The following is an 18,695-nucleotide window of genomic DNA, read 5'->3' on the forward strand; positions in this document are numbered from 1 at the left end:
GAAAAGCATCAACTAGCTGCATAACTAACAATTTCTAACAAATAGAAGTCCTAAATTTGGGGTTCACTTCAGTGAGCGAACGAGGAGGCTTCCCGGCTCCCCGTAGGAAAGCGAGTGGTCCCCGAGCAAGCCCGAGCGCTCAGCAAACATAACGGACCACCCCGATTGTTAATTCTCAGCTTCACGTGATATATACGAGGATTTATATGAAAATACATGATAGTCAACAACTAGTAACAGAACCATTACAGAAAAGGGTGGAGAATAATGAGCAAGCAAGACAACTACGTATGGTATGCAAGTTTCGGATCAAACCTATTTGAAAATCGGTTCCGCTGTTATATTGAAGGAGGGCAACCACCTGGGTCCAACAGAAGAGAAGTGGGTAGCCGGGATTGTACCCTCCCCCTGAAGAATAGCCCTGTAAGCTTACCCTATAAGCTTTACTTCTCAGGATGGTCTGACCGCTGGGACGGAGCGGGTGCTTTTATTGATACAGTGAAAGACGAACAGACAGAAACTTGGGGAAGAATGTATCTCATTACAGAAGAGCAATTCGAAGACGTCGTCCGCCAGGAAAATGGCGTAGAGGATATGGAAGTGGATATTGAACAAGTGTTAAACGAAGGATCGCTTGTTATTGATGAAGATTCTTACTATGGCAATCTTCTTCATGCGGGCAATCAAGAAGGGTACCCAATCTTTACGTTTACCAATCCGAAACCACTAAGTGAACAAACTATCACTCGGCCATCTACTCCTTATCTTGCGATGTTAATTCGAGGATTTATGGAAGCTTATACGACAGATGTGGAACGTATTACAACCTATTTATACGAAAAGCCAGGTGTGCCTGAGCACTACTCTAGAGAAGAGATTCATCAATTCGTTCAACAAGTAGCTGAGCAGGCCTAGCAGATAGAAAACTCCGATTCTGAACCAGAATCGGAGTTTTCTTCGTTTGGTTCTGTAATATGGAGCACCGGAAAGTGAGAATGTTTTCGTTAGCGCTAGTCTGAGCGTAAGGTGGTTCGGGAAAGCGAGTCGTTCCCCAGACACCCTAAGCACTCAATAAAGACGGCCCCATCTACACTTAAATGTCTCAGCTTTGGGTATTGAACAAGCCTATAAAATAACAACACTAAACTATAACAGAGTCATTCGTTTAGGAATATTGATGCGTTTCTTCTTGAAGAGCTTCAAGGAATATGACTCCATATTGCTCGAATTTCTTCTCACCGACACCTTTTACTTGAAGCATGTCTGCTTTATTTTGAGGTTTCACCAGACAAAATTCTTTCAGCGTAGCATCCGAGAAGACAACATAGGGTGGGATTTTGTGTTCCTCAGCAAGCTGCTTTCTTAACATGCGCAATTTTTCAAAGAGATCTTCATTTACGTCTGTCTCTCTGTGTGTAGTTGGAGCAGTTTCGATAATCATTTGAACCGCTCTCTCCCCTTTAAGGACGGTTAATGATTCCTGCGTAAGTTTCAGAAGCGGGAACTTTCCATCTTCTACAGCCAAATAACCTTCTGCGACTAAGAATTGAATCATCTGGGTAATATCTTTTTCCCTTAAGTTCGATAATAGACCGTACGTCGAAAGCGTGTGAAAATGGGTCTCTCTTACCTTTTGACTTTTAGAACCTTTGAGCACTTTCGCTACGAGTCCTGAACCGTAACGTTGGTTCATTCTCTTTACACAAGACAGAATGATTTGAGCTTCTCTTGTGATATCTTTTATAACCCCTGTGTGCTGGCAATTGCTGCATTTCTCACACGGTTCATGTTCAAATGGATCTTTAAAATAAGTCAGCATGTATTCCTGAAGGCATTTATCCGTATGGCAGTAATTCACCATCTGTTGAAGCTTCTGGTATTCTTCGGTTTTCTTCTCATCTTCCATCAACGATTGCTCAATGAGAAATTTTTGAAGGTGAATATCCCGGGCCGAGAAGAGCAAGATACAGTCACTCTGTTCGCCATCACGTCCTGCGCGTCCTGCTTCCTGATAATAGGACTCAATGTTCATAGGCATAGCATAATGGATGACGTAACGTACGTTGGACTTGTCGATCCCCATGCCAAATGCGTTAGTCGCAACCATAACTGTCACTTCATCCTGGATAAATTGGTTCTGGGCCTTCTTACGTTCGTGCTCGGATAAACCTGCATGGTATTTAGCCACTTTAACCCCTTCGCGGCTGAGCCATTGATGCAAGCGATCGATGTCTTTCCTTGTTGCTGCATAAATGATCCCCGATTCTTTAGGCCTCGTTCGAATATAATCCTGAATGAAATCATGCTTCTCTTTTCCTTTTACAATCTGAAAATGTAAATTATCTCGGGAGAAGCCTGTATTCACAACGTGTTGATCTTCAATAGAAAGAAGGCGTTGTATATCTCTTGTGACCTCTTCTGTAGCTGTGGCCGTCAGTCCCATTACAACAGGTAGCTCGCCAAGCTTCTGGATCTGACCTACGACTGAACGATAACTAGGTCTGAAATCGTGCCCCCATTGCGATATGCAGTGGGCTTCGTCAAATGCGATAAGAGATAACCGGGTGCGCCGAAGAGAGCGTATAAATCCTTCCGAATCGAATCGCTCAGGTGCGACATACACAAACTGATATCGCCCCTTTTGAATATCAAACATCCGTTCAGATTGTTGTTCGTATGATAAGGAACTATTAATGTACGTAGCTGTAATACCGTGAGAGTTCAAAGAGTCCACTTGGTCCTTCATTAAGGAAATAAGTGGAGAAATGATAACAGCTGTTCCATCTAACAGAAGACCTGGAATTTGGTAGCAAAGGGACTTCCCGCCACCCGTTGGCATAATTCCAAGAGCATTCTTCTTATTTAAAGCATGTTCAATTAACGGTTCCTGGCCAAATCGAAACGAAGAGAAGCCAAAGTACTGTTCTAAAACGCGGTGTGCGTGATCCATCATAAGACAACCGTCCTTTATAGGTGTACTAAACGAAAGCGAAATAAAATCTTGTACCATCTTACCATGAGAAAGAAGCAGCGGAAATAGATGAAAAAAGGGCGGGAATAGAAAATGAAGAAGAAAAAGGTAAAGTTCCATAAAATTACGTAAAAAAGTGGGAAATAGGGATAAATCGTTTCGAGGATATGAGTGGCGGGGAGAGAAAGATGAAAGACCATATTGTGCATAGGAGGGGAGTGCTTTGCTAATACTATTCTTCAGAATGAACTGAGTTTCCTCCTTTACATGACCTATTTATGTATGAGATAGTATGTCACTGTGTTTGAAAGGCAAAAAAAATTCAAAGGAGAAGGTAACCTAAATGAATAAACAAGAGGAAAAAACCTCAAAAATAGACTGGCCCGTCTTTGGAATTAGTGGCGGTTTACTAGTCGCATTCGTTATCGCTGGAATTATTAATCTTGATTTTGTTAAAACATTTGTTAATGAAGGGTTTGCCTGGTCCGTTAAGTATTTCGGAGCGTTCTGGCAAGTCTTGATGTTATTGAACTTTATAATTGCTCTTTATGTAGCTTTTTCAAAATATGGTCAAGTGAAACTTGGTAATATGGAAAAACCAGAGATGAACACGTTCAAATGGTTATCCATTATTATGGCTACACTGTTAGCAGGCGGGGGCGTATTCTGGGCCGCTGCTGAACCAATGTATCATTTCATGACAGTACCTCCTATTAATAGCGGCATTGAAGCTATGACGCCAGAAGCGGTTATGCCTGCATTGGCTCAAAGTTTCATGCACTGGGGCTTCTTAGCTTGGGCAATCCTTGGTACGTTAAGTGCGATCGTTATGATGTATGGGTATTATCATAAAGGAATGCCGATGAAGCCAAGAACGCTTCTTTATCCTTTGTTTGGTGAGAGACTTCGTACAAGTATCATCGGTACGATCGTTGATGCGGCAGCCATCATTGCCGTTGCAGCAGGAACAATTGGTCCAATTGGATTCTTAGGACTACAAGCAAGTTACGGTTTCCAAGCGTTATTCGGGATCCCGGATACGTTCGCGACGCAACTTGCGATTATCATCGGCCTTGTCGTGGTAGCGACCATTTCAGCTATTACAGGAATTCACAAAGGAATCCAGTGGCTAAGTAGCTTTAATGTGCGTCTCGCGATTGGCCTGATCTTATTCGTAGTGATCTTTGGTCCTGGTGGATTTATTATTGATAAATTCATTTCTTCATTCGGATTCTATGCAGAGAACTTTATTTCCCTAAGTACTTTCCGAGCTGACACAGCTTGGTTAGGTAGCTGGACTGTATTCTTCTGGGGTTGGTTTATTGGATATGCGCCAATGATGGCGATTCTGGTAAGTCGTATCTCAAGAGGTCGTACCATCCGTGAAATTATCATGGCTGTCGGTGTAATTGCTCCGCTTGTTACAACGTTCTGGTTCACAGTCGTTGGGGGCGCAGGAATCTTCTACGAAATGGATGTAGCAGGTTCTGTGTCTGAACAGCTAAGTAACGGAGGAATGCCAGCTGCGATGATTGCCATTACGGAACAATTGCCACTTGCAAGCATCATCTCCCCGTTATTCTTGTTATTAACGATTATCTTCGTTATTACAACGGGAGACTCCATGTCTTATACGATTGCAATGGCAGTATCAGGTGAAGGTGACCCGAAAGTTTCCTTACGCGTATTCTGGTCAATCCTAATGGGGGCCATCGCTGCTATCCTTCTCTTTATCGGTGGCGGCGGAGATGGAGCGATTAATGCGCTACAATCCTTTATTGTCGTAACAGCCGTACCCGTATCCATCTTCCTCTTCCCGATCCTTTGGTTAGCACCAAAAGTTTCGAAAGAACTATATGAGAATCAAAAACTTCGCTAAATGAAAAGATCGCCTTCGGGCGATCTTTTTTTTATGTGGCTACTGAGTGGGACGTCGGTGCGGTGGCGGCGGCTCAAGATTTTGACATAACGGCTCAAGAGCTAAAAATAACGACTCAAAAGAAGCGTGGACGGATCAAGTAGGGGGAGAACGGCTCAAATCGGTGCGGGGGCGGCTCAAGCCACGCCAGTCCGGCTCAAGCTACCCACTCAGGGCCCCGCCACTCGTTCCATCCAAACGATGCAATTCGCTCTTTCATGCGTAGCTCTAAACATTTCCGGGTACAGTACAGAAGATATTCCAGAAAGGAGCGTCATTCATCATGAAAGCAGTTGTTATTGAACAATATGGTGGAAAAGATCAATTAAAAGAAAAAGAGGTTCCAACGCCTGAAATAAATCAAGATCAAGTACTAATTGAAATCCATACAACGTCCATTAACCCGATTGATTGGAAAGTTCGTGAAGGGTATCTAAAAGAGATGTTAGATTGGAACTTCCCGATCATCCTAGGTTGGGATGTCGCCGGCACGATTAAAGAAGTAGGGGACAACGTGGATGGTTACCAGGTAGGCGATCGTGTATTTGCCCGCCCTGCAACCACGCCAAACGGTACGTATGCAGAGTATGTAGCTGTAGAACAAGACCTATTAGCCCATATGCCAGAACGTCTTAGTTTTGAAGACGCCGCTGCAGTGCCGTTAGCAGGACTAACAGCGTGGCAGTGTTTGTTTGATGCAGCGAACGTTGAAGAAGGAGATAAGGTTCTGATTCATGCAGGTTCAGGAGGAGTCGGAAGCTATGCGATCCAACTAGCGAAATGGGCCGGTGCTTATGTGGCTACAACCGCAAGCGGTAAAAATGAAGAACTCCTGAAGACGTTAGGGGTGGATCATTTTATTGATTATAAGGAAGAGAACTTCTACGATGTCCTAGATGAATTTGATGTTGTGCTCGACACACTTGGAGGAGATATTCAAGAACAGAGCTATCAGGTATTACGTAAGGGTGGGAAGCTTGTATCCATTACGGATGTGCCAGATGAAGACAAAGCTCGAGAGTACGGGGTAGAAGCAGAGCATGTTTTCTTAAACCCTAAAGGCGAACAACTTCAACAGATTGCGCACCTGATCTCTGAAGGAAAAGTTAAATCAATCGTAGGTCACAAATATCCATTTAGTGAGCAAGGGTTAAGGGATGCTCATGAACTGAGTGAATCCCACCATGCAAGAGGTAAAATTGTCATTCAAATGATACCTTCTGCTTGCTAGATCAAATAATTTTAAAACCCCATTTCCCATAACCCACGGGAAATGGGGTTTTTTAGTGCTCACGGTCTTAATGTATCGCTGTAATTTCTCACTTACATTCCTCGTTCTTAAGATTGTCATAATAATTTTACAGACCAAATCATTTACAGATAGCCGATGCGCGTATAGAATATTTCTATATCTGTGTTTTTTTGAATCGTCCGTACGACTGAATGGGTAAGATAATGAAATCCATACATGTACTTAACAAGATCATAAAGGAGCGAACCTATGTTTCACTCGATTTTATTTGATTTTATGCTAATAGGCGCATTAGGCGTCGGTTCACAGTGGCTAGGTTGGAGGTTCCGTATACCTGCCATTGTCGTGATGTCCATCGTAGGACTGTTAGTAGGACCTATACTAGGAGTGCTCCAGCCAGCAGAAGACTTTGGAGATTTATTTACTCCGATCGTCTCCATTGCTGTTGCGATTATTCTCTTTGAAGGTAGTTTGAGCCTTGATTTCAGAGAAGTGAAAGGACTTCAACGACCTGTCTTTCGTATTGTAACGATTGGAGCGTTTCTTGCGTGGTTATTAGGATCGTTAGCCGCTCACTACGTTGCGGGTCTTTCCTGGGCTGTAGCTTTCGTGATTGGTGGGCTATTTATTGTAACAGGCCCAACCGTTATTTTGCCTCTCCTTAGACAAGCAAAATTAAAGCCGCGTCCTGCTGCCATTTTAAAATGGGAAGGAATTATTGTCGATCCGTTTGGCGCATTGCTTGCTGTATTTGCATTTGAAATCATTGATTTTCTTATGGCGGATGACGTAACAGGAAATGCGTTGCTGATGTTCTTCTTAGCTTCCCTATTTGCCGTTATCATTGGTTATGTGCTTGGTAAGGGGTTAGGCTGGATGTTTGAACATGGACACGTCCCAGAGTTCCTGAAGTCTCCTGTGATGTTCGCTGTCGTCATCTTCTGCTTTACGTTAGCAGATGAGATTGCTCATGAAACAGGATTACTGGCTGTAACGGCGATGGGGATGACACTTGCCAACATGCACATTTCTTCTATTGAGGATATGAGGAATTTCAAAGAGAACATTTCAGTCCTCCTTGTATCAGCTATATTTGTCATGTTAACAGCATCTCTTACAGTTGAGACCCTAATGGAGATCTTCAATATTCAGATTATTGCATTTGTTCTATTGATGCTCTTTGTCGTTCGTCCTCTGTCTATATGGTTGTCCACGATCGGAACGGACCTATCCTTTGGGGAACGGGCCCTGGTTGGTTGGATAGCGCCAAGAGGTATTGTTGCATTAACGGTTGCTGGTTATTTCGCAAATGTCCTTCTTGAAGCAGGTTTCGAGGATGCGCAAATCCTGACCTCTCTAACATTTGCTCTAGTATTTGCTACCGTTTGTGCCCACGGATTTTCGATTGGATGGCTTGCGAAGAAGTTGGATTTATCAATCGATGGACAACCTGGTGTGCTTCTCGTAGGTGCTTCAAGCTTCAGTACAGGGCTTGCGAAGTCCTTGCAAGATTTGAAGGTACCCGTTTTAATTACGGACTCTTCGTGGCAGCGTCTAGTGACAGCTAGGAAAGAGGGCATTCCGTTTATGAAGGAAGAGATTCTCTCAGAGCAGACTGAGTACCATCTTGATATGACGCCATATGATTATATGGTGGCAGCTTCAGAGTTGGACTCTTACAATGCACTCGTTTGTAACACATTCGTACCAGAGATCGGTCGTAATAATTTATTCCAATTAACCCTTCACAATAGTCGTGGAGATGACCTACAAGACATGGGCAATACGATTGGGGGGCGCTTACTCTTCAATCAGAAGGCCACGTGGGAACGTCTGAATGAGAAGATTGATGGTGGGTTCGTATTCAGGAAAACGAATATTACAGAACAATACCCTTACTCGCAGTATCTAGAAGAACGACACCCTGAAACCCTACTATTATATATCCTTAAACCTTCCGGCAAGATTGTGTTCTACACTCACAAATCTCAACCAAAAGGTGAGAGTGGGGATGTGTTAGTCAGTCTGATGCCTCCAAGTAAAGAGTTTAAGAAGATCCAAAGTAAGTTGAATGAACAGCAAAACGAGAGTTCCGAAAATAAATAAAGCAAGGAAGAGAGCATGGATTGTGAACGCAATCGATGCTCTTTTTTTATTTTCTGTGGGTTGGTTTCTAATAATAAGAAACAACAAGAAATGTGGTATTAGATAAGCTGATGGATACATATGATAAATGGGTGTAGAAAAGATGAGGAGGAGAGGATATGCAGGATCTTGACTTTCACTCGCGTCAAGCGATTATTTTTGAGCAGTTGGCACGCCAATATCAGCACTTGGATCAGCCACTTTTTGACCATTTTTATAAACTGCTACAATATCACAAACAACAAATTTGGGCCCTTACGAACAACGATATAGATCCAGAACAATAAAGAAAAGCCTCAACTCCAGAAGGGAATTGAGGCTTTTTATTAGGAAGAAGCTTTATAGCTTGTGTCTTTGACAGCTAAGTTACGTTTTTTTTTAGTAAAGAAGGCAACGAATTCAATGACCCCTCCGATTAAGGCACCTACAGCTGCTGGAATAACCCAACCAAGACCTTCTGCAAAGAGTGGAAGGAAGTCGAGAGCGTTCTTAAAGGCTGTAATTTCTTCTCCGTTGAATGCTTCTAGACCATCGTAAATGGCGATCACACTTGTGAAGATAAGAGCCCCGCGATAGACATGTTTCGAGCCATTAAATAATTTGTGAAAGAATGATAATACAATCAATACAATCGCTAACGGATAGATGAACACAAGGGCTGGAACAGAGTAAGCGATAATCTGACTTAATCCCATATTTGTTAATCCAAAACTAATTAATGTGAACACGATGGCAACGTGAGTGTATTTAACGCTCTTAAAGGTGTTTGAGAAGAACTGAGAACAAGCTACAGTTAGTCCAATACACGTTGTGAAGCATGCCAGGGCTACAATGGTACCAAGCAATAATGCGCCGAATGAGCCAAATAACATGTTCGCTCCGTCCGCTAAAATCTCCCCACCATTTGCATAAGAGCCCATAGAAGCCATCTTAGCTCCCATCCACCCGATGGAGCCATATACAACAATTAAGCCAATAGCCGTAACAGAGCCTGCTTTAATGGTTTGTTTAATCGTTGTTTTACGATCTGTGACTCCGCGTTCTTTTAAAGCCGTCACAACGATAATTCCAAAGGCAAGACCTGCAATGGCATCCATTGTAAGGTAACCTTCAAGGAACCCTTCAAAAAACGGTGCAGCACTATACTTGCCTGTTGGCTCTTGCATAGGAGCATCAAACGTTAGGAAACTCGCGATGCTCAGGGCCACCATAGCGATAAGAAGAATCGGAGTTAACCATTGACCGATTCGGTCTACAATCTTAGATGGGTTCAAGCTAATCCAAAATACCAAAGCAAAGAAAATAATAGAGAAAATCAATAACGCAGACGAACCTTCACCGGCGGAACCGACCATAGGTTTGATCCCTGTTTCGTAAGCTACGTTAGCTGCACGAGGAATAGCAAAGAATGGACCAATCGCTAAATAAATCAGAGATGTAAAGATCAATCCAAACCATGGATGAACACGGCTTCCAAGTGCTTTCGCATCATCATTTACAAAGGCAATAGCAGTAACTGCCAATATCGGAAGGCCTACGCCTGTAATAATAAAACCAGCAATGGCAGACCAGTATGAAGATCCAGCCTCTATACCAAGTTGTGGTGGATAAATTAAATTCCCTGCACCAAAGAATAGGGCAAAGAGCATAAAGCCTATGGTTACGGTATCTTTTTTCGTCATATATGGTTCTCCTCTCATATAGGTGTAGATTGGGATCTCGCTGATTGCTTCCAACGAGTCAGAAAACCGTTACAGTTTCCATATGACAAAATTTTTCGAAAATTCAGACCAAAGTGTAGAAATAAGCAAAATGCTTAATGGTAACGGCAAAAACATAAAATAGTTTACTACATAAATGTTGATTGATGCAACAGTTGAATCGAAAGTTTCGACAAATTTTTATGAATCGTCAAAACTGTCTCCAAAATCTGATGTAATCGTAACAACATCCCGTATAGGCTGTCAATTTTAATTATTAAAAAATTTAGAAATTATAAACAATTTTAGACAGAAGCGGTAAAAGTGGAAGAGGAACTAGCTCTGTTCGCTCTCCCACTCTACATCTTTATTCTTCTGATAGTCAAAGAAAGTTAAGAATAAAACGATAATGAAAGAGGCGCTTGAAATTTTAAAAAGGGTTGCCGTTTCTACGTAATTCGAGATGAATCCAAGAAGAAGGGCACTTAGTCCAATCCCAAGATCAATGGTCGAATAATACATCCCGTTTGCAATTCCGCTTCGTTCCTGTGTGGTCTTTGAAATGACCCAGGCTTGAAAGGCGGGCATCATAGAACCGAATCCGGCCCCAAAAAGAATTCCGGCTGCAATGATGTAGTAGAAGTTGTCGGCAAGGGCGATCGTCCACATACCAGCAAATGCGAGGACAGAACAGACCATAATCAAGAGCCATGGACCTTTACGATCAAACCATTTTCCTGTAATAGGTCTCATAATCGTGGCTAACACGGCATTAAAAAGGTAGAATAAATAAATTTGATCGATGCCTTGTTCCTGACCAAAAATAACGATAAACGTTACAATAGACCCGTACCCGAACGTGTTAAAGAAAGAGATCATAGCAGGAAACCAGCTCCGCTTTTCGATCATTGATCCCCAAAATGTGAATGGTTCATCCTTCAAACTCTTATTCTTAATATTTTCAGGAGTTCTGAACCGGGTGAGTGTAAACAGGATTAAAGAAATGGTCCCTAAACTTACAGAAGTATAAATAAGGACTGGAAAAGAGAAGTTCTGATAGAGGTAAATGCCAAGACTTGGCGCGATAATCATGCCAATCGTGACACTCAGTCCGAAGTACCCCATTCCTTCCCCTATTCGTTTCTTAGGAACCAAATCCACCGCAGCGGTTCCGTTTGTCGTAGAAGACCAACCCCAAGCTAATCCATGAATAAAGCGGAAAGCTAAAAAGACCAGTACGGCTGTTGTGAATGAGTAGAGTAAGGTGATGGTTAATAAAGAGATAGAACCTAAGACTACAAGCCGCTTTCTCGTTTGCGTTTGCAAGAGGTGTCCAATAAATGGTCTGCTCAGGATAGCCCCAATCGAAAATAGTGTGGTCACGAGTCCAACTTGAAACTTCGAACCGCCCAGCTCTTCCATGTATGGAGGTAAAGTCGGGATGAGCATTTGAAAGCTCATGAAAGTAAACCAATTGGCTAGAATTAAAAAGATAAAGGATGAGTTCCATAATTTCTCTGGTTGATTCGTCACGTTACCCCTTCTTTCCTCGAGTTGTAGTATGTGTTGAATAAGTCCATTTTAACAAAGGGAATCGAAAAGGGCTCCTAAAGGACCCTGAGCAATCTGCCAAGCTTTTCTATTACCGAAGGGGCGAACCTTCATGCCTCCAATTCTTGCTCGATTAAACAAAGAAACCGAGTGTGGTTCCTTACCACACTCGGTTCCTGTTTAAAGCTCTCTCGCATCAAATGTTTCTTCATAAAAGTGACCAATAATCGTTTTCACTACCGCATAAAACGGAATGACAAAGAGCAGGCCAATAAACCCTGCAATGCTTCCTGCGGCTAAGATCAGCGTAATGATTGTGAGGGGATGAATGCTTAGTGCTTTCCCCATTACATTAGGAGATATTAAGTTCCCTTCAATCTGTTGAGCTACGATCATGATGATAATGACATACCAAATCATAAACGGATCCTGGAAGAAAGCAGCCAATATGGCCGGGATGACCGCCAGATAAGGGCCGGCAAATGGAATGACGTTTGTGGCCATACCGAAGAGGGCCAGTGATAAGGAGTATTGTAATCCAATGATGGTATATCCGATAAACAATAGGACTCCTACACAGAAACTAACAGTCAACTGTCCTTGAATAAAGGAGGACAATGTGTGATCAATTCGCTTAAACAAACGTGTTAAGCTTGCAGCACGTTTATCTTTAAAGAACTTGGCCAGAAATGGTTGCAGTTTCTCTCCGTCCTTTAACATATAGAAAAGGAAAAACGGAACGAGGATCAGCAAGAATAAGAACTGGACAAGGGAAGTAACCATCCCGATCACGAATGTTGTAAGAGCTCCTGTAATCTCTTGGGCTCTCGAAAACAGTTCATTTTGAGCGTCGGTGATGGCAGATGAGAACTGATCAGGAATGATGACTTGATTACTCTGCCAGTAGTCGATAATGCCTTCCACTTCGCGAATCATCGCAGGTAGATTATCTACAAATCGTGTAAATTGTTCTTGTGCAATCGGAGCAATAAACGTCACGATCAAATATACAATCAGGACGAATAAGATAAACACGAAGAAGATCGCTAGAATTCTATGTACACGGTACCTCTCTAATAGATGGACAACCGGCCTGGAAATATAATAGAGGACGCCTGCCGCAATAACAGGAAAGGCGATAGCCCCTATGTATGTAAAGATCGGCTCGTATACATATTCAATATGTTTCAATAGCCAAAATAGCAAACAAACCAAAATGATACCCACTAAGGTTTGGAACCATTTCTTATGGTACATTCATGACCACTACTTTCTTATTTTGAGTCTTTTTCTTAATTATAGTTGGTTCTATACAAAATGGAAATTCCCTTTTTCTCATTGGTGTACTCTTATAAAAATGGAATCTATGCAGGGGCATCATAATCAATCTTTACAAAAAGGAGTTCCTAAATTGTAAAATATGGGATATATTTGAGTATATAGTACGGAAGAAGGGTGTGCTTCTATGGAGGTATATGTAGCGCGGCAGCCCATATTTAATAATCAATGTGAAGTCATGGCTTACGAGCTGTTGTATAGGGGTTCAAAGTTGGATCAAGGCTTCACAGGGATTGATGGGGATCAGGCGACAGCAGAAGTGATGTTGAATAGTTTTTACCATATGGGATTTAGTAAAATAGCAGACCAAAAGAAATGTTTTGTAAACTTCACAGAGAATTTGCTCAAAAGCGAACTCCCATTTTGTTTCCCTCATAATCAGCTTGTTATTGAAGTGTTGGAGAACATTCCTTTAACAGCGGAGGTTGTAGACAGATGTAGCATCTTGAAGGCTAAAGGATACCAGATTGCCTTATATGATTTTGTTTACCACCAGAATCAACCATACATAAATGAATTACTCAATCTAGCGGATATTGTGAAAGTAGATATTCGTCAGTATTCCATTCAAGAAATCAAAGCTTTAAAAGACCAAATCAGTACCTACAGATTAGAACTATTAGCTGAAAAAGTAGAAACCTACGAAGAGTATCTGGAGTTGAAAACATTAGGTTTTGCCTATTACCAGGGCTTCTTTTTCAGTAAGCCTGTCATCATGACCTCCTACGATACATCTCTTCCTGCTTTCCAACATATCGAGTTAATTAAAGAATTGTCTCAACCTGAACCGGTCGTCTCAGCGGTGGCAGAGAAGATTGAAAAAGATGTATCGCTATCTTATAAATTATTAAAGCTTATTAATTCTTTAGCCTACCGTCGCATCGAACCTATTAAATCAATCGCTCAAGCTATAATGTTGCTAGGATTTGATGAGGTGAAGAAGTGGGCCTATGTATTAATGTTGAAGGAAATGGGTGCTAAGACCGATTCGATTCCTTATGAAGTCATGAAGGTTTGTTACATACGAGCCAAATTATGTGAACGAATCTCCTATTTGATCGGCAAGGAGAAGGAAGCATCCAGCTTTTTCTTAACGGGGATGTTATCGTGTATCCCTGTCTTTCTACAAAGACCAATGGAAGAGTGCGTTGTGGAACTTCCTCTTCATCGAGACATCAAGGAAGCGTTAATGGGGTTCTCGAATGAGTATAAGGAAGCATTGGATTTATGTACTTCCATCGAGAAAGCTGAGTGGGGGGAGATACGTGATCGATGTCTTACGTTCGATATGCCACAAGGTGCGCTATTTGGTGAATACCGTTACGCTATTGAATGGGCACAAGACTTGTTGAGGCTTTTCGACAATTATAGTCGCACAAACGCGTAGGTTAATTGAAATTTGCGCTTTTTGTCGTCATCTGTCATGAAGATGACCTCATTTACTTGTCTGAATTATGTTATAATTTAGGGCGAATGACCACAGAGGAGCCGGAATATGAAGACACCAGTTGATTTATTTACAGACAAAGTACATCTACTTACACATGCTGAGCGTCATGTTCTAGCTTATATAGAAGCCCATATAGGGGAAGCGAAACGAATGTCGCTTACTGAGATGGCAGAAGTAAACAATGTCTCAACGACAACCGTTGTACGGATGTGCCACCATTTAGGATTGAATGGATTCGCTGAACTAAAGTATGTTCTAAGGGACCACCACTCCACATCTGTAGCCAAAGCAGATAACATAGTAGATCAATATAAATACATTATGGAACATGCGTTAAATTCCATAGACGGGCGTGTAATTGAAGAAATTACCGATGCCATGAAAGATGCGGTGAGAATTGTTGTTGTCGCTATAGGGCTCACGAAGCCTCTAGGAGAGTATTTAAGCAAGAAGCTTATGCAAATGAATCAGACGTCCACTTATGTGTACGAGCTTCATATGATCCATCTTTTACCGAGTTGGATTGAAGAAGAGGATTTGGTTCTATGCATCTCTTCGAGTGGAGAAGTGGAACTCTTGCTCGATTTGATTGAACAGTTGAACGGACGTCGCATTCGCTCTGTCGCCATAACGAATACCACTTCAAGTTCATTGGCGCAGTTAACCTCGTTATCGATCAATGCTCGCGTGCCTAAAGCCTCCTATGCAGGTTTTGATATTACAGTACGAGCCACATTAACACTTCTTTTAGATATGCTGTTTGAATCGTATATACGTAAGACACGAAAACCATAAGGGGGATACCAAATGACTTGGAAAGCAACTTTCGAAAAATGGAAGCAATACGATGAATTAGAAACGGATCTTGGAGTAAAGCTCAAGGAATTGGAAGAAAATCCTGCTGAACTAGAAGACGCTTTTTATAAAACCCTGACATTCGGAACAGGTGGAATGCGTGGCATATTAGGGCCAGGCACCAATCGAATGAATACGTATACGATCCGAAAAGCAGTTGAAGGGCTAGCACTTTACATGCTTGAACACATTGAGGGTGCACGTGATAAAGGCGTCGCGATTGCTTATGACTCTCGCTACATGTCTCAAGAATTTAGTGTTGAGGCAGCGCGTGTGTTAGGAGCACATGGTATTAAAGCATATGTGTATGAATCTCTTCGCCCAACTCCATACCTCTCTTTCGCAGTACGCCACCTTCAAACGGCAGCTGGGATTATGATTACAGCTAGTCACAACCCTCCAGAGTACAATGGGTTTAAAGTGTATAACGACCAAGGGGCTCAAATGCCTCCTGCTGAGGCAAATGAGTTAATTTCCTATGTAAACAGTGTTGAAAGTGAATTAACTGTCCCTGTCCTTGATCAGGAAGAAATCGAGAGAGACGGTTTGTTGAACTGGATTGGAGAAGATGTGGACAAGGCCTATATGGAACGGTTAATGGGGATTATTCGCAACCCAGAAATGATTCGTGAACAATCGGATATTTCGATCGTGTTTACGCCTCTTCACGGCACAGCTTATCAACCCGTTTTAAATGGTTTAGAACAGGCCGGATTTACAAATGTACATGTTGTTGAGGAACAGGCGAAGCCGGACCCTGAATTCTCAACAGTTTCTTCTCCAAATCCTGAGGAGCATCAAGCCTTTGCAAAAGCCATTGAATTAGGAAAAGAAAAAGGTGCAGACCTCTTAATTGCAACAGACCCTGATGCGGATCGGTTAGGTGTTGCTGTTCAGAATGAAGAAGGGGAATATGAAGTGTTAACGGGAAATCAGCTAGGAACGTTAACGATTGACTATCTCCTTTCTCAAACGACTCCACTTCCTGAAGATGCTACTGTCATTAAGACCATTGTAACCACTGAAATGGGACGAAAAGTAGCCGAACATTACGGAGCCCGCATGATCGAAACGCTGACAGGCTTCAAATTTATAGCTGAACAAATTGAAGCCTTTAACGAAACGGGCGATGGCACATTCTTGTATGGTTTTGAAGAGAGCTATGGCTACTTAGTGGATGAATATGTTCGTGATAAGGATGCCGTTCAAGCAGCCATCACAGCAAGTGAATTAGCTGCCTACTGGCGTCAAGAAGGGAAGACCCTCTACCAAGCTCTTAGAAGTCTGTATGAGCGCCATGGGTATTATCTCGAAGGGTTACACTCCCTTACGTTAAAAGGAAAAGAAGGAACGGAGAAGATCCAACAAATTATGGATCATTTCCGCGAAGAGCAGCCGAGTCAGATTGGTTCCTATAAAGTCATAGCTGTAGAGGACTATTCCGATCAAACTCGTACGTTCTTAGATGGACGCAAATCTGAAACCATCGATCTTCCGAAAGAAAATGTAGTGAAGTACATTTTGGAAGAAGACGCATGGTGCTGTCTCCGCCCATCCGGTACAGAACCTAAAATCAAATGCTACTTCGGAGTGAAAACAGACGCTCCGGAAACAAGTGCAGAGCGTTTGGAAGAGCTGAAAGAAGCAATGGTTTCGAAAATGGAAAGTGTTATTCAAGAATCGGTTAAGTAAAACTTAGGACACCTGTTTTCCTTCATGGAAGATAGGTGTTTTCTTAATATAAGGATCTGTTATCGTTTAGTGTTGTTATTTTATAGTCTTGTTCAATACCCAAAGCTGAGACATTTAAGTGTAGATAGGACCGTCTTTATTGACTCGTGCTTGGGGTGTCTGGGGAACGACTCGCTTTCCGCGGCCCCACACGAGGCGGCCCTACGGCTGTGGGTGGTCGCGTAGGTTCAACTCTATTTTCTAATATGGCATGTATCCGTTATTCTAAATACGGAAAAGGTGGTTCGGGAAATTGCGAGACTCCTGCGGCAGAAGGAGCCTAGGGGAGACCCCACAGAGAGCGCAAGCGAACGAGGAGGCTTCCCAGCTCGCCGCGGAAAGCGAGTGATTTCCCGAACCACCTTACGCTCTAACTAACGCTAACGGAACTATTCCACTTTCCGGCGCCCCATATTAGGGACTATGTGACGTGTAAAAATCAACAACCAACTTTAACAGAGCCTTGTATAAAGGTGAAACGTCTGGTAGGAGGAAAAGGGATGTCAATTCGATATTTTGAGGATACGTTCTTCTCAGCGGGGAAAACTGATATCTATAACGAGAATCAAGAAAAAGTCGGACAGCTTGATCTGCACGGCAGGCAAAAGCAATCAGGTGATGGCGCTGGAAGACGGCGGAGCGTAAAGGTTATAGCTAACAATACGAGAAGACTATTTTATTATTGACAAATACGTGAGAAATGAATATGATTAAGATAATTAAATAGTCGGTTCCTAAAGGGGAGTAGCTGCACAATAAAGTCGTCATTGCGAGAGAAATCTCCGGCTTTATTGGCAACGTTCACGTTGTTAGCAAGACCTTTACACATGCATGTGTAAAGGTCTTTTTTAATGGCCTTTACCACATGTTGGTAAGGCTATTTTTTTTAGTAATGGAAAAAAGGAGAGAGGTCATGGAATTTCAGTTGTTATTTGAATATGGTTGGGTATTAATTGTTCTAGTCCTGTTAGAAGGTGTTTTAGCAGCAGACAATGCGCTTGTCTTAGCTGTAATGGTTAAACATTTACCTGAAGAACAACGTAAAAAAGCACTATTTTACGGATTGGCAGGAGCGTTTGTATTACGAACAGGGTCGTTATTCATTATTTCGTTCCTAATTGATGTATGGCAAGTTCAAGCGCTCGGAGCGGCTTACTTAATCTTTATTTCGATTAATCATCTTTGGAAGCAAAGGGTAAAAGGAAAAGAAGACGATGACGAGGACGGGGAGAAGAAAGAGGAGAAGAAAAGCGGTTTTTGGATGACCGTTTTCAAAGTGGAACTAGCAGATATGGCTTTCGCGGTAGATTCGATTCTGGCGGCGGTAGCCTTGGCTGTTTCGTTACCGGAAACCCCGCTTCCTGTCATTGGAAGTCTAGATGGTGGTAAGTTTCTTGTTGTATTAGCGGGTGGGATGATCGGTATTATCATCATGCGATTTGCGGCTAATAAATTTGTGGATCTGCTAAAACGAAAGCCTGGTCTAGAGACAGCGGCCTTCGTAATTGTAGGATGGGTTGGTGTGAAGTTGGTTATAACCGTACTTGCTCACCCTTCCCTGCACATCCTTCCGCACGATTTCGCTCATTCTGTGTTATGGAAGGTCATCTTCTACAGTGTCCTCGTTCTTATTGCAGTAGCTGGCTGGTTCTTATCGAGCACTGAAGAAGAAGCAGAGCATGACACTATATCTTAACTTTTAAAAAAGAAGTCCTTCTATAGGACTTCTTACTTCTTTTATAAGGCTTTTTCACACGAATTGGAAACAAATTGTTATACTTGAA

At 42.3% G+C, this 18,695-nt stretch carries 13 protein-coding genes and 1 pseudogene; 10 read left to right on the forward strand and 4 right to left on the reverse strand.

Annotation, left to right across the window (positions count from 1 at the left end; translation table 11 throughout):
• Positions 1 to 267: 267 nt before the first annotated feature.
• Positions 268 to 915 (forward strand): hypothetical protein, encoded by a 648-nt coding sequence (locus LQ226_RS09295; RefSeq protein ID WP_231417621.1) that lies wholly within the window; start codon positions 268 to 270, stop codon positions 913 to 915.
• 250 nt (positions 916 to 1,165) lie between these two features.
• Here LQ226_RS09295 and recQ read toward each other — a convergent pair whose 3' ends face one another.
• Positions 1,166 to 2,953 carry a DNA helicase RecQ gene (recQ, locus tag LQ226_RS09300; RefSeq protein WP_231417622.1) on the reverse strand — a complete coding sequence of 596 codons (1,788 nt, stop codon included), beginning with the start codon at positions 2,951 to 2,953 and terminating at the stop codon, positions 1,166 to 1,168.
• A gap of 361 nt (positions 2,954 to 3,314) precedes the next feature.
• Between recQ and LQ226_RS09305 the strand changes: the two are divergent.
• The 4 genes and pseudogenes from LQ226_RS09305 to LQ226_RS09320 form a co-directional block, all read left to right on the forward strand.
• A pseudogene (locus tag LQ226_RS09305) lies at positions 3,315 to 4,826 on the forward strand (BCCT family transporter); the annotation flags it as partial.
• A gap of 346 nt (positions 4,827 to 5,172) precedes the next feature.
• Positions 5,173 to 6,120, forward strand: coding sequence for an NADP-dependent oxidoreductase (locus LQ226_RS09310; RefSeq protein ID WP_231417623.1), 948 nt, complete (start codon positions 5,173 to 5,175; stop codon positions 6,118 to 6,120).
• Between the two features lie 270 nt (positions 6,121 to 6,390).
• Positions 6,391 to 8,247, forward strand: coding sequence for a cation:proton antiporter (locus LQ226_RS09315; RefSeq protein ID WP_231417624.1), 1,857 nt, complete (start codon positions 6,391 to 6,393; stop codon positions 8,245 to 8,247).
• Positions 8,248 to 8,405: 158 nt separating this feature from the next.
• On the forward strand, positions 8,406 to 8,573 hold the full coding sequence (locus LQ226_RS09320) for a hypothetical protein (RefSeq protein ID WP_231417625.1): 168 nt from the start codon (positions 8,406 to 8,408) through the stop codon (positions 8,571 to 8,573).
• Positions 8,574 to 8,612: 39 nt separating this feature from the next.
• On the opposite strand, the gene brnQ is transcribed toward LQ226_RS09320, so the two are convergent.
• The 3 genes from brnQ to LQ226_RS09335 all read right to left on the reverse strand — a co-directional run bounded on the left by brnQ (position 8,613) and on the right by LQ226_RS09335 (position 12,794).
• Positions 8,613 to 9,968, reverse strand: coding sequence for a branched-chain amino acid transport system II carrier protein (gene brnQ / locus LQ226_RS09325; protein ID WP_231417626.1), 1,356 nt, complete (start codon positions 9,966 to 9,968; stop codon positions 8,613 to 8,615).
• Between the two features lie 354 nt (positions 9,969 to 10,322).
• Complete coding sequence (locus LQ226_RS09330; protein ID WP_231417627.1) at positions 10,323 to 11,519, reverse strand: MFS transporter; 1,197 nt, start codon at positions 11,517 to 11,519, stop codon at positions 10,323 to 10,325.
• Between the two features lie 198 nt (positions 11,520 to 11,717).
• Positions 11,718 to 12,794, reverse strand: a complete 1,077-nt coding sequence (locus LQ226_RS09335) for an AI-2E family transporter (RefSeq protein ID WP_231417628.1) — start codon at positions 12,792 to 12,794, stop codon at positions 11,718 to 11,720.
• Between the two features lie 208 nt (positions 12,795 to 13,002).
• Between LQ226_RS09335 and LQ226_RS09340 the strand changes: the two genes are divergently transcribed.
• The 5 genes from LQ226_RS09340 (at position 13,003) to LQ226_RS09360 (ending at position 18,607) form a co-directional block, all read left to right on the forward strand.
• A complete protein-coding gene (locus LQ226_RS09340) occupies positions 13,003 to 14,262 on the forward strand; it encodes an EAL and HDOD domain-containing protein (RefSeq protein ID WP_231417629.1) in 1,260 nt (419 codons plus the stop codon).
• Positions 14,263 to 14,370: 108 nt separating this feature from the next.
• Positions 14,371 to 15,120: a MurR/RpiR family transcriptional regulator gene (locus LQ226_RS09345; RefSeq protein ID WP_231417630.1), complete on the forward strand. Its 750-nt coding sequence runs from the start codon at positions 14,371 to 14,373 to the stop codon at positions 15,118 to 15,120.
• A 12-nt stretch (positions 15,121 to 15,132) separates the two neighbouring features.
• Complete coding sequence (locus LQ226_RS09350) at positions 15,133 to 16,872, forward strand: phospho-sugar mutase (RefSeq protein ID WP_231417631.1); 1,740 nt, start codon at positions 15,133 to 15,135, stop codon at positions 16,870 to 16,872.
• A gap of 539 nt (positions 16,873 to 17,411) precedes the next feature.
• Positions 17,412 to 17,597 carry a hypothetical protein gene (locus tag LQ226_RS09355; protein ID WP_231417632.1) on the forward strand — a complete coding sequence of 62 codons (186 nt, stop codon included), beginning with the start codon at positions 17,412 to 17,414 and terminating at the stop codon, positions 17,595 to 17,597.
• 227 nt (positions 17,598 to 17,824) lie between these two features.
• Positions 17,825 to 18,607 (forward strand): TerC family protein, encoded by a 783-nt coding sequence (locus LQ226_RS09360; protein WP_231417633.1) that lies wholly within the window; start codon positions 17,825 to 17,827, stop codon positions 18,605 to 18,607.
• Positions 18,608 to 18,695: the final 88 nt, after the last annotated feature.

Source organism: Pontibacillus sp. HN14 (assembly GCF_021129245.1).
Lineage (GTDB): Bacteria > Bacillota > Bacilli > Bacillales > BH030062 > Pontibacillus.

Coding starts and splice junctions, on each gene's coding strand:
- LQ226_RS09315 (WP_231417624.1), top strand. CDS start 6,391: ATGTTTCACTCGATTTTATTTGATTTTATGCTAATAGGCGCATTAGGC.
- LQ226_RS09320 (WP_231417625.1), top strand. CDS start 8,406: ATGCAGGATCTTGACTTTCACTCGCGTCAAGCGATTATTTTTGAGCAG.
- LQ226_RS09350 (WP_231417631.1), top strand. CDS start 15,133: ATGACTTGGAAAGCAACTTTCGAAAAATGGAAGCAATACGATGAATTA.
- brnQ (WP_231417626.1), bottom strand. CDS start 9,968: ATGACGAAAAAAGATACCGTAACCATAGGCTTTATGCTCTTTGCCCTA.
- LQ226_RS09295 (WP_231417621.1), top strand. CDS start 268: ATGAGCAAGCAAGACAACTACGTATGGTATGCAAGTTTCGGATCAAAC.
- LQ226_RS09310 (WP_231417623.1), top strand. CDS start 5,173: ATGAAAGCAGTTGTTATTGAACAATATGGTGGAAAAGATCAATTAAAA.
- LQ226_RS09360 (WP_231417633.1), top strand. CDS start 17,825: ATGGAATTTCAGTTGTTATTTGAATATGGTTGGGTATTAATTGTTCTA.
- LQ226_RS09355 (WP_231417632.1), top strand. CDS start 17,412: ATGTCAATTCGATATTTTGAGGATACGTTCTTCTCAGCGGGGAAAACT.
- LQ226_RS09345 (WP_231417630.1), top strand. CDS start 14,371: ATGAAGACACCAGTTGATTTATTTACAGACAAAGTACATCTACTTACA.
- LQ226_RS09335 (WP_231417628.1), bottom strand. CDS start 12,794: ATGTACCATAAGAAATGGTTCCAAACCTTAGTGGGTATCATTTTGGTT.
- LQ226_RS09340 (WP_231417629.1), top strand. CDS start 13,003: ATGGAGGTATATGTAGCGCGGCAGCCCATATTTAATAATCAATGTGAA.
- recQ (WP_231417622.1), bottom strand. CDS start 2,953: ATGATGGATCACGCACACCGCGTTTTAGAACAGTACTTTGGCTTCTCT.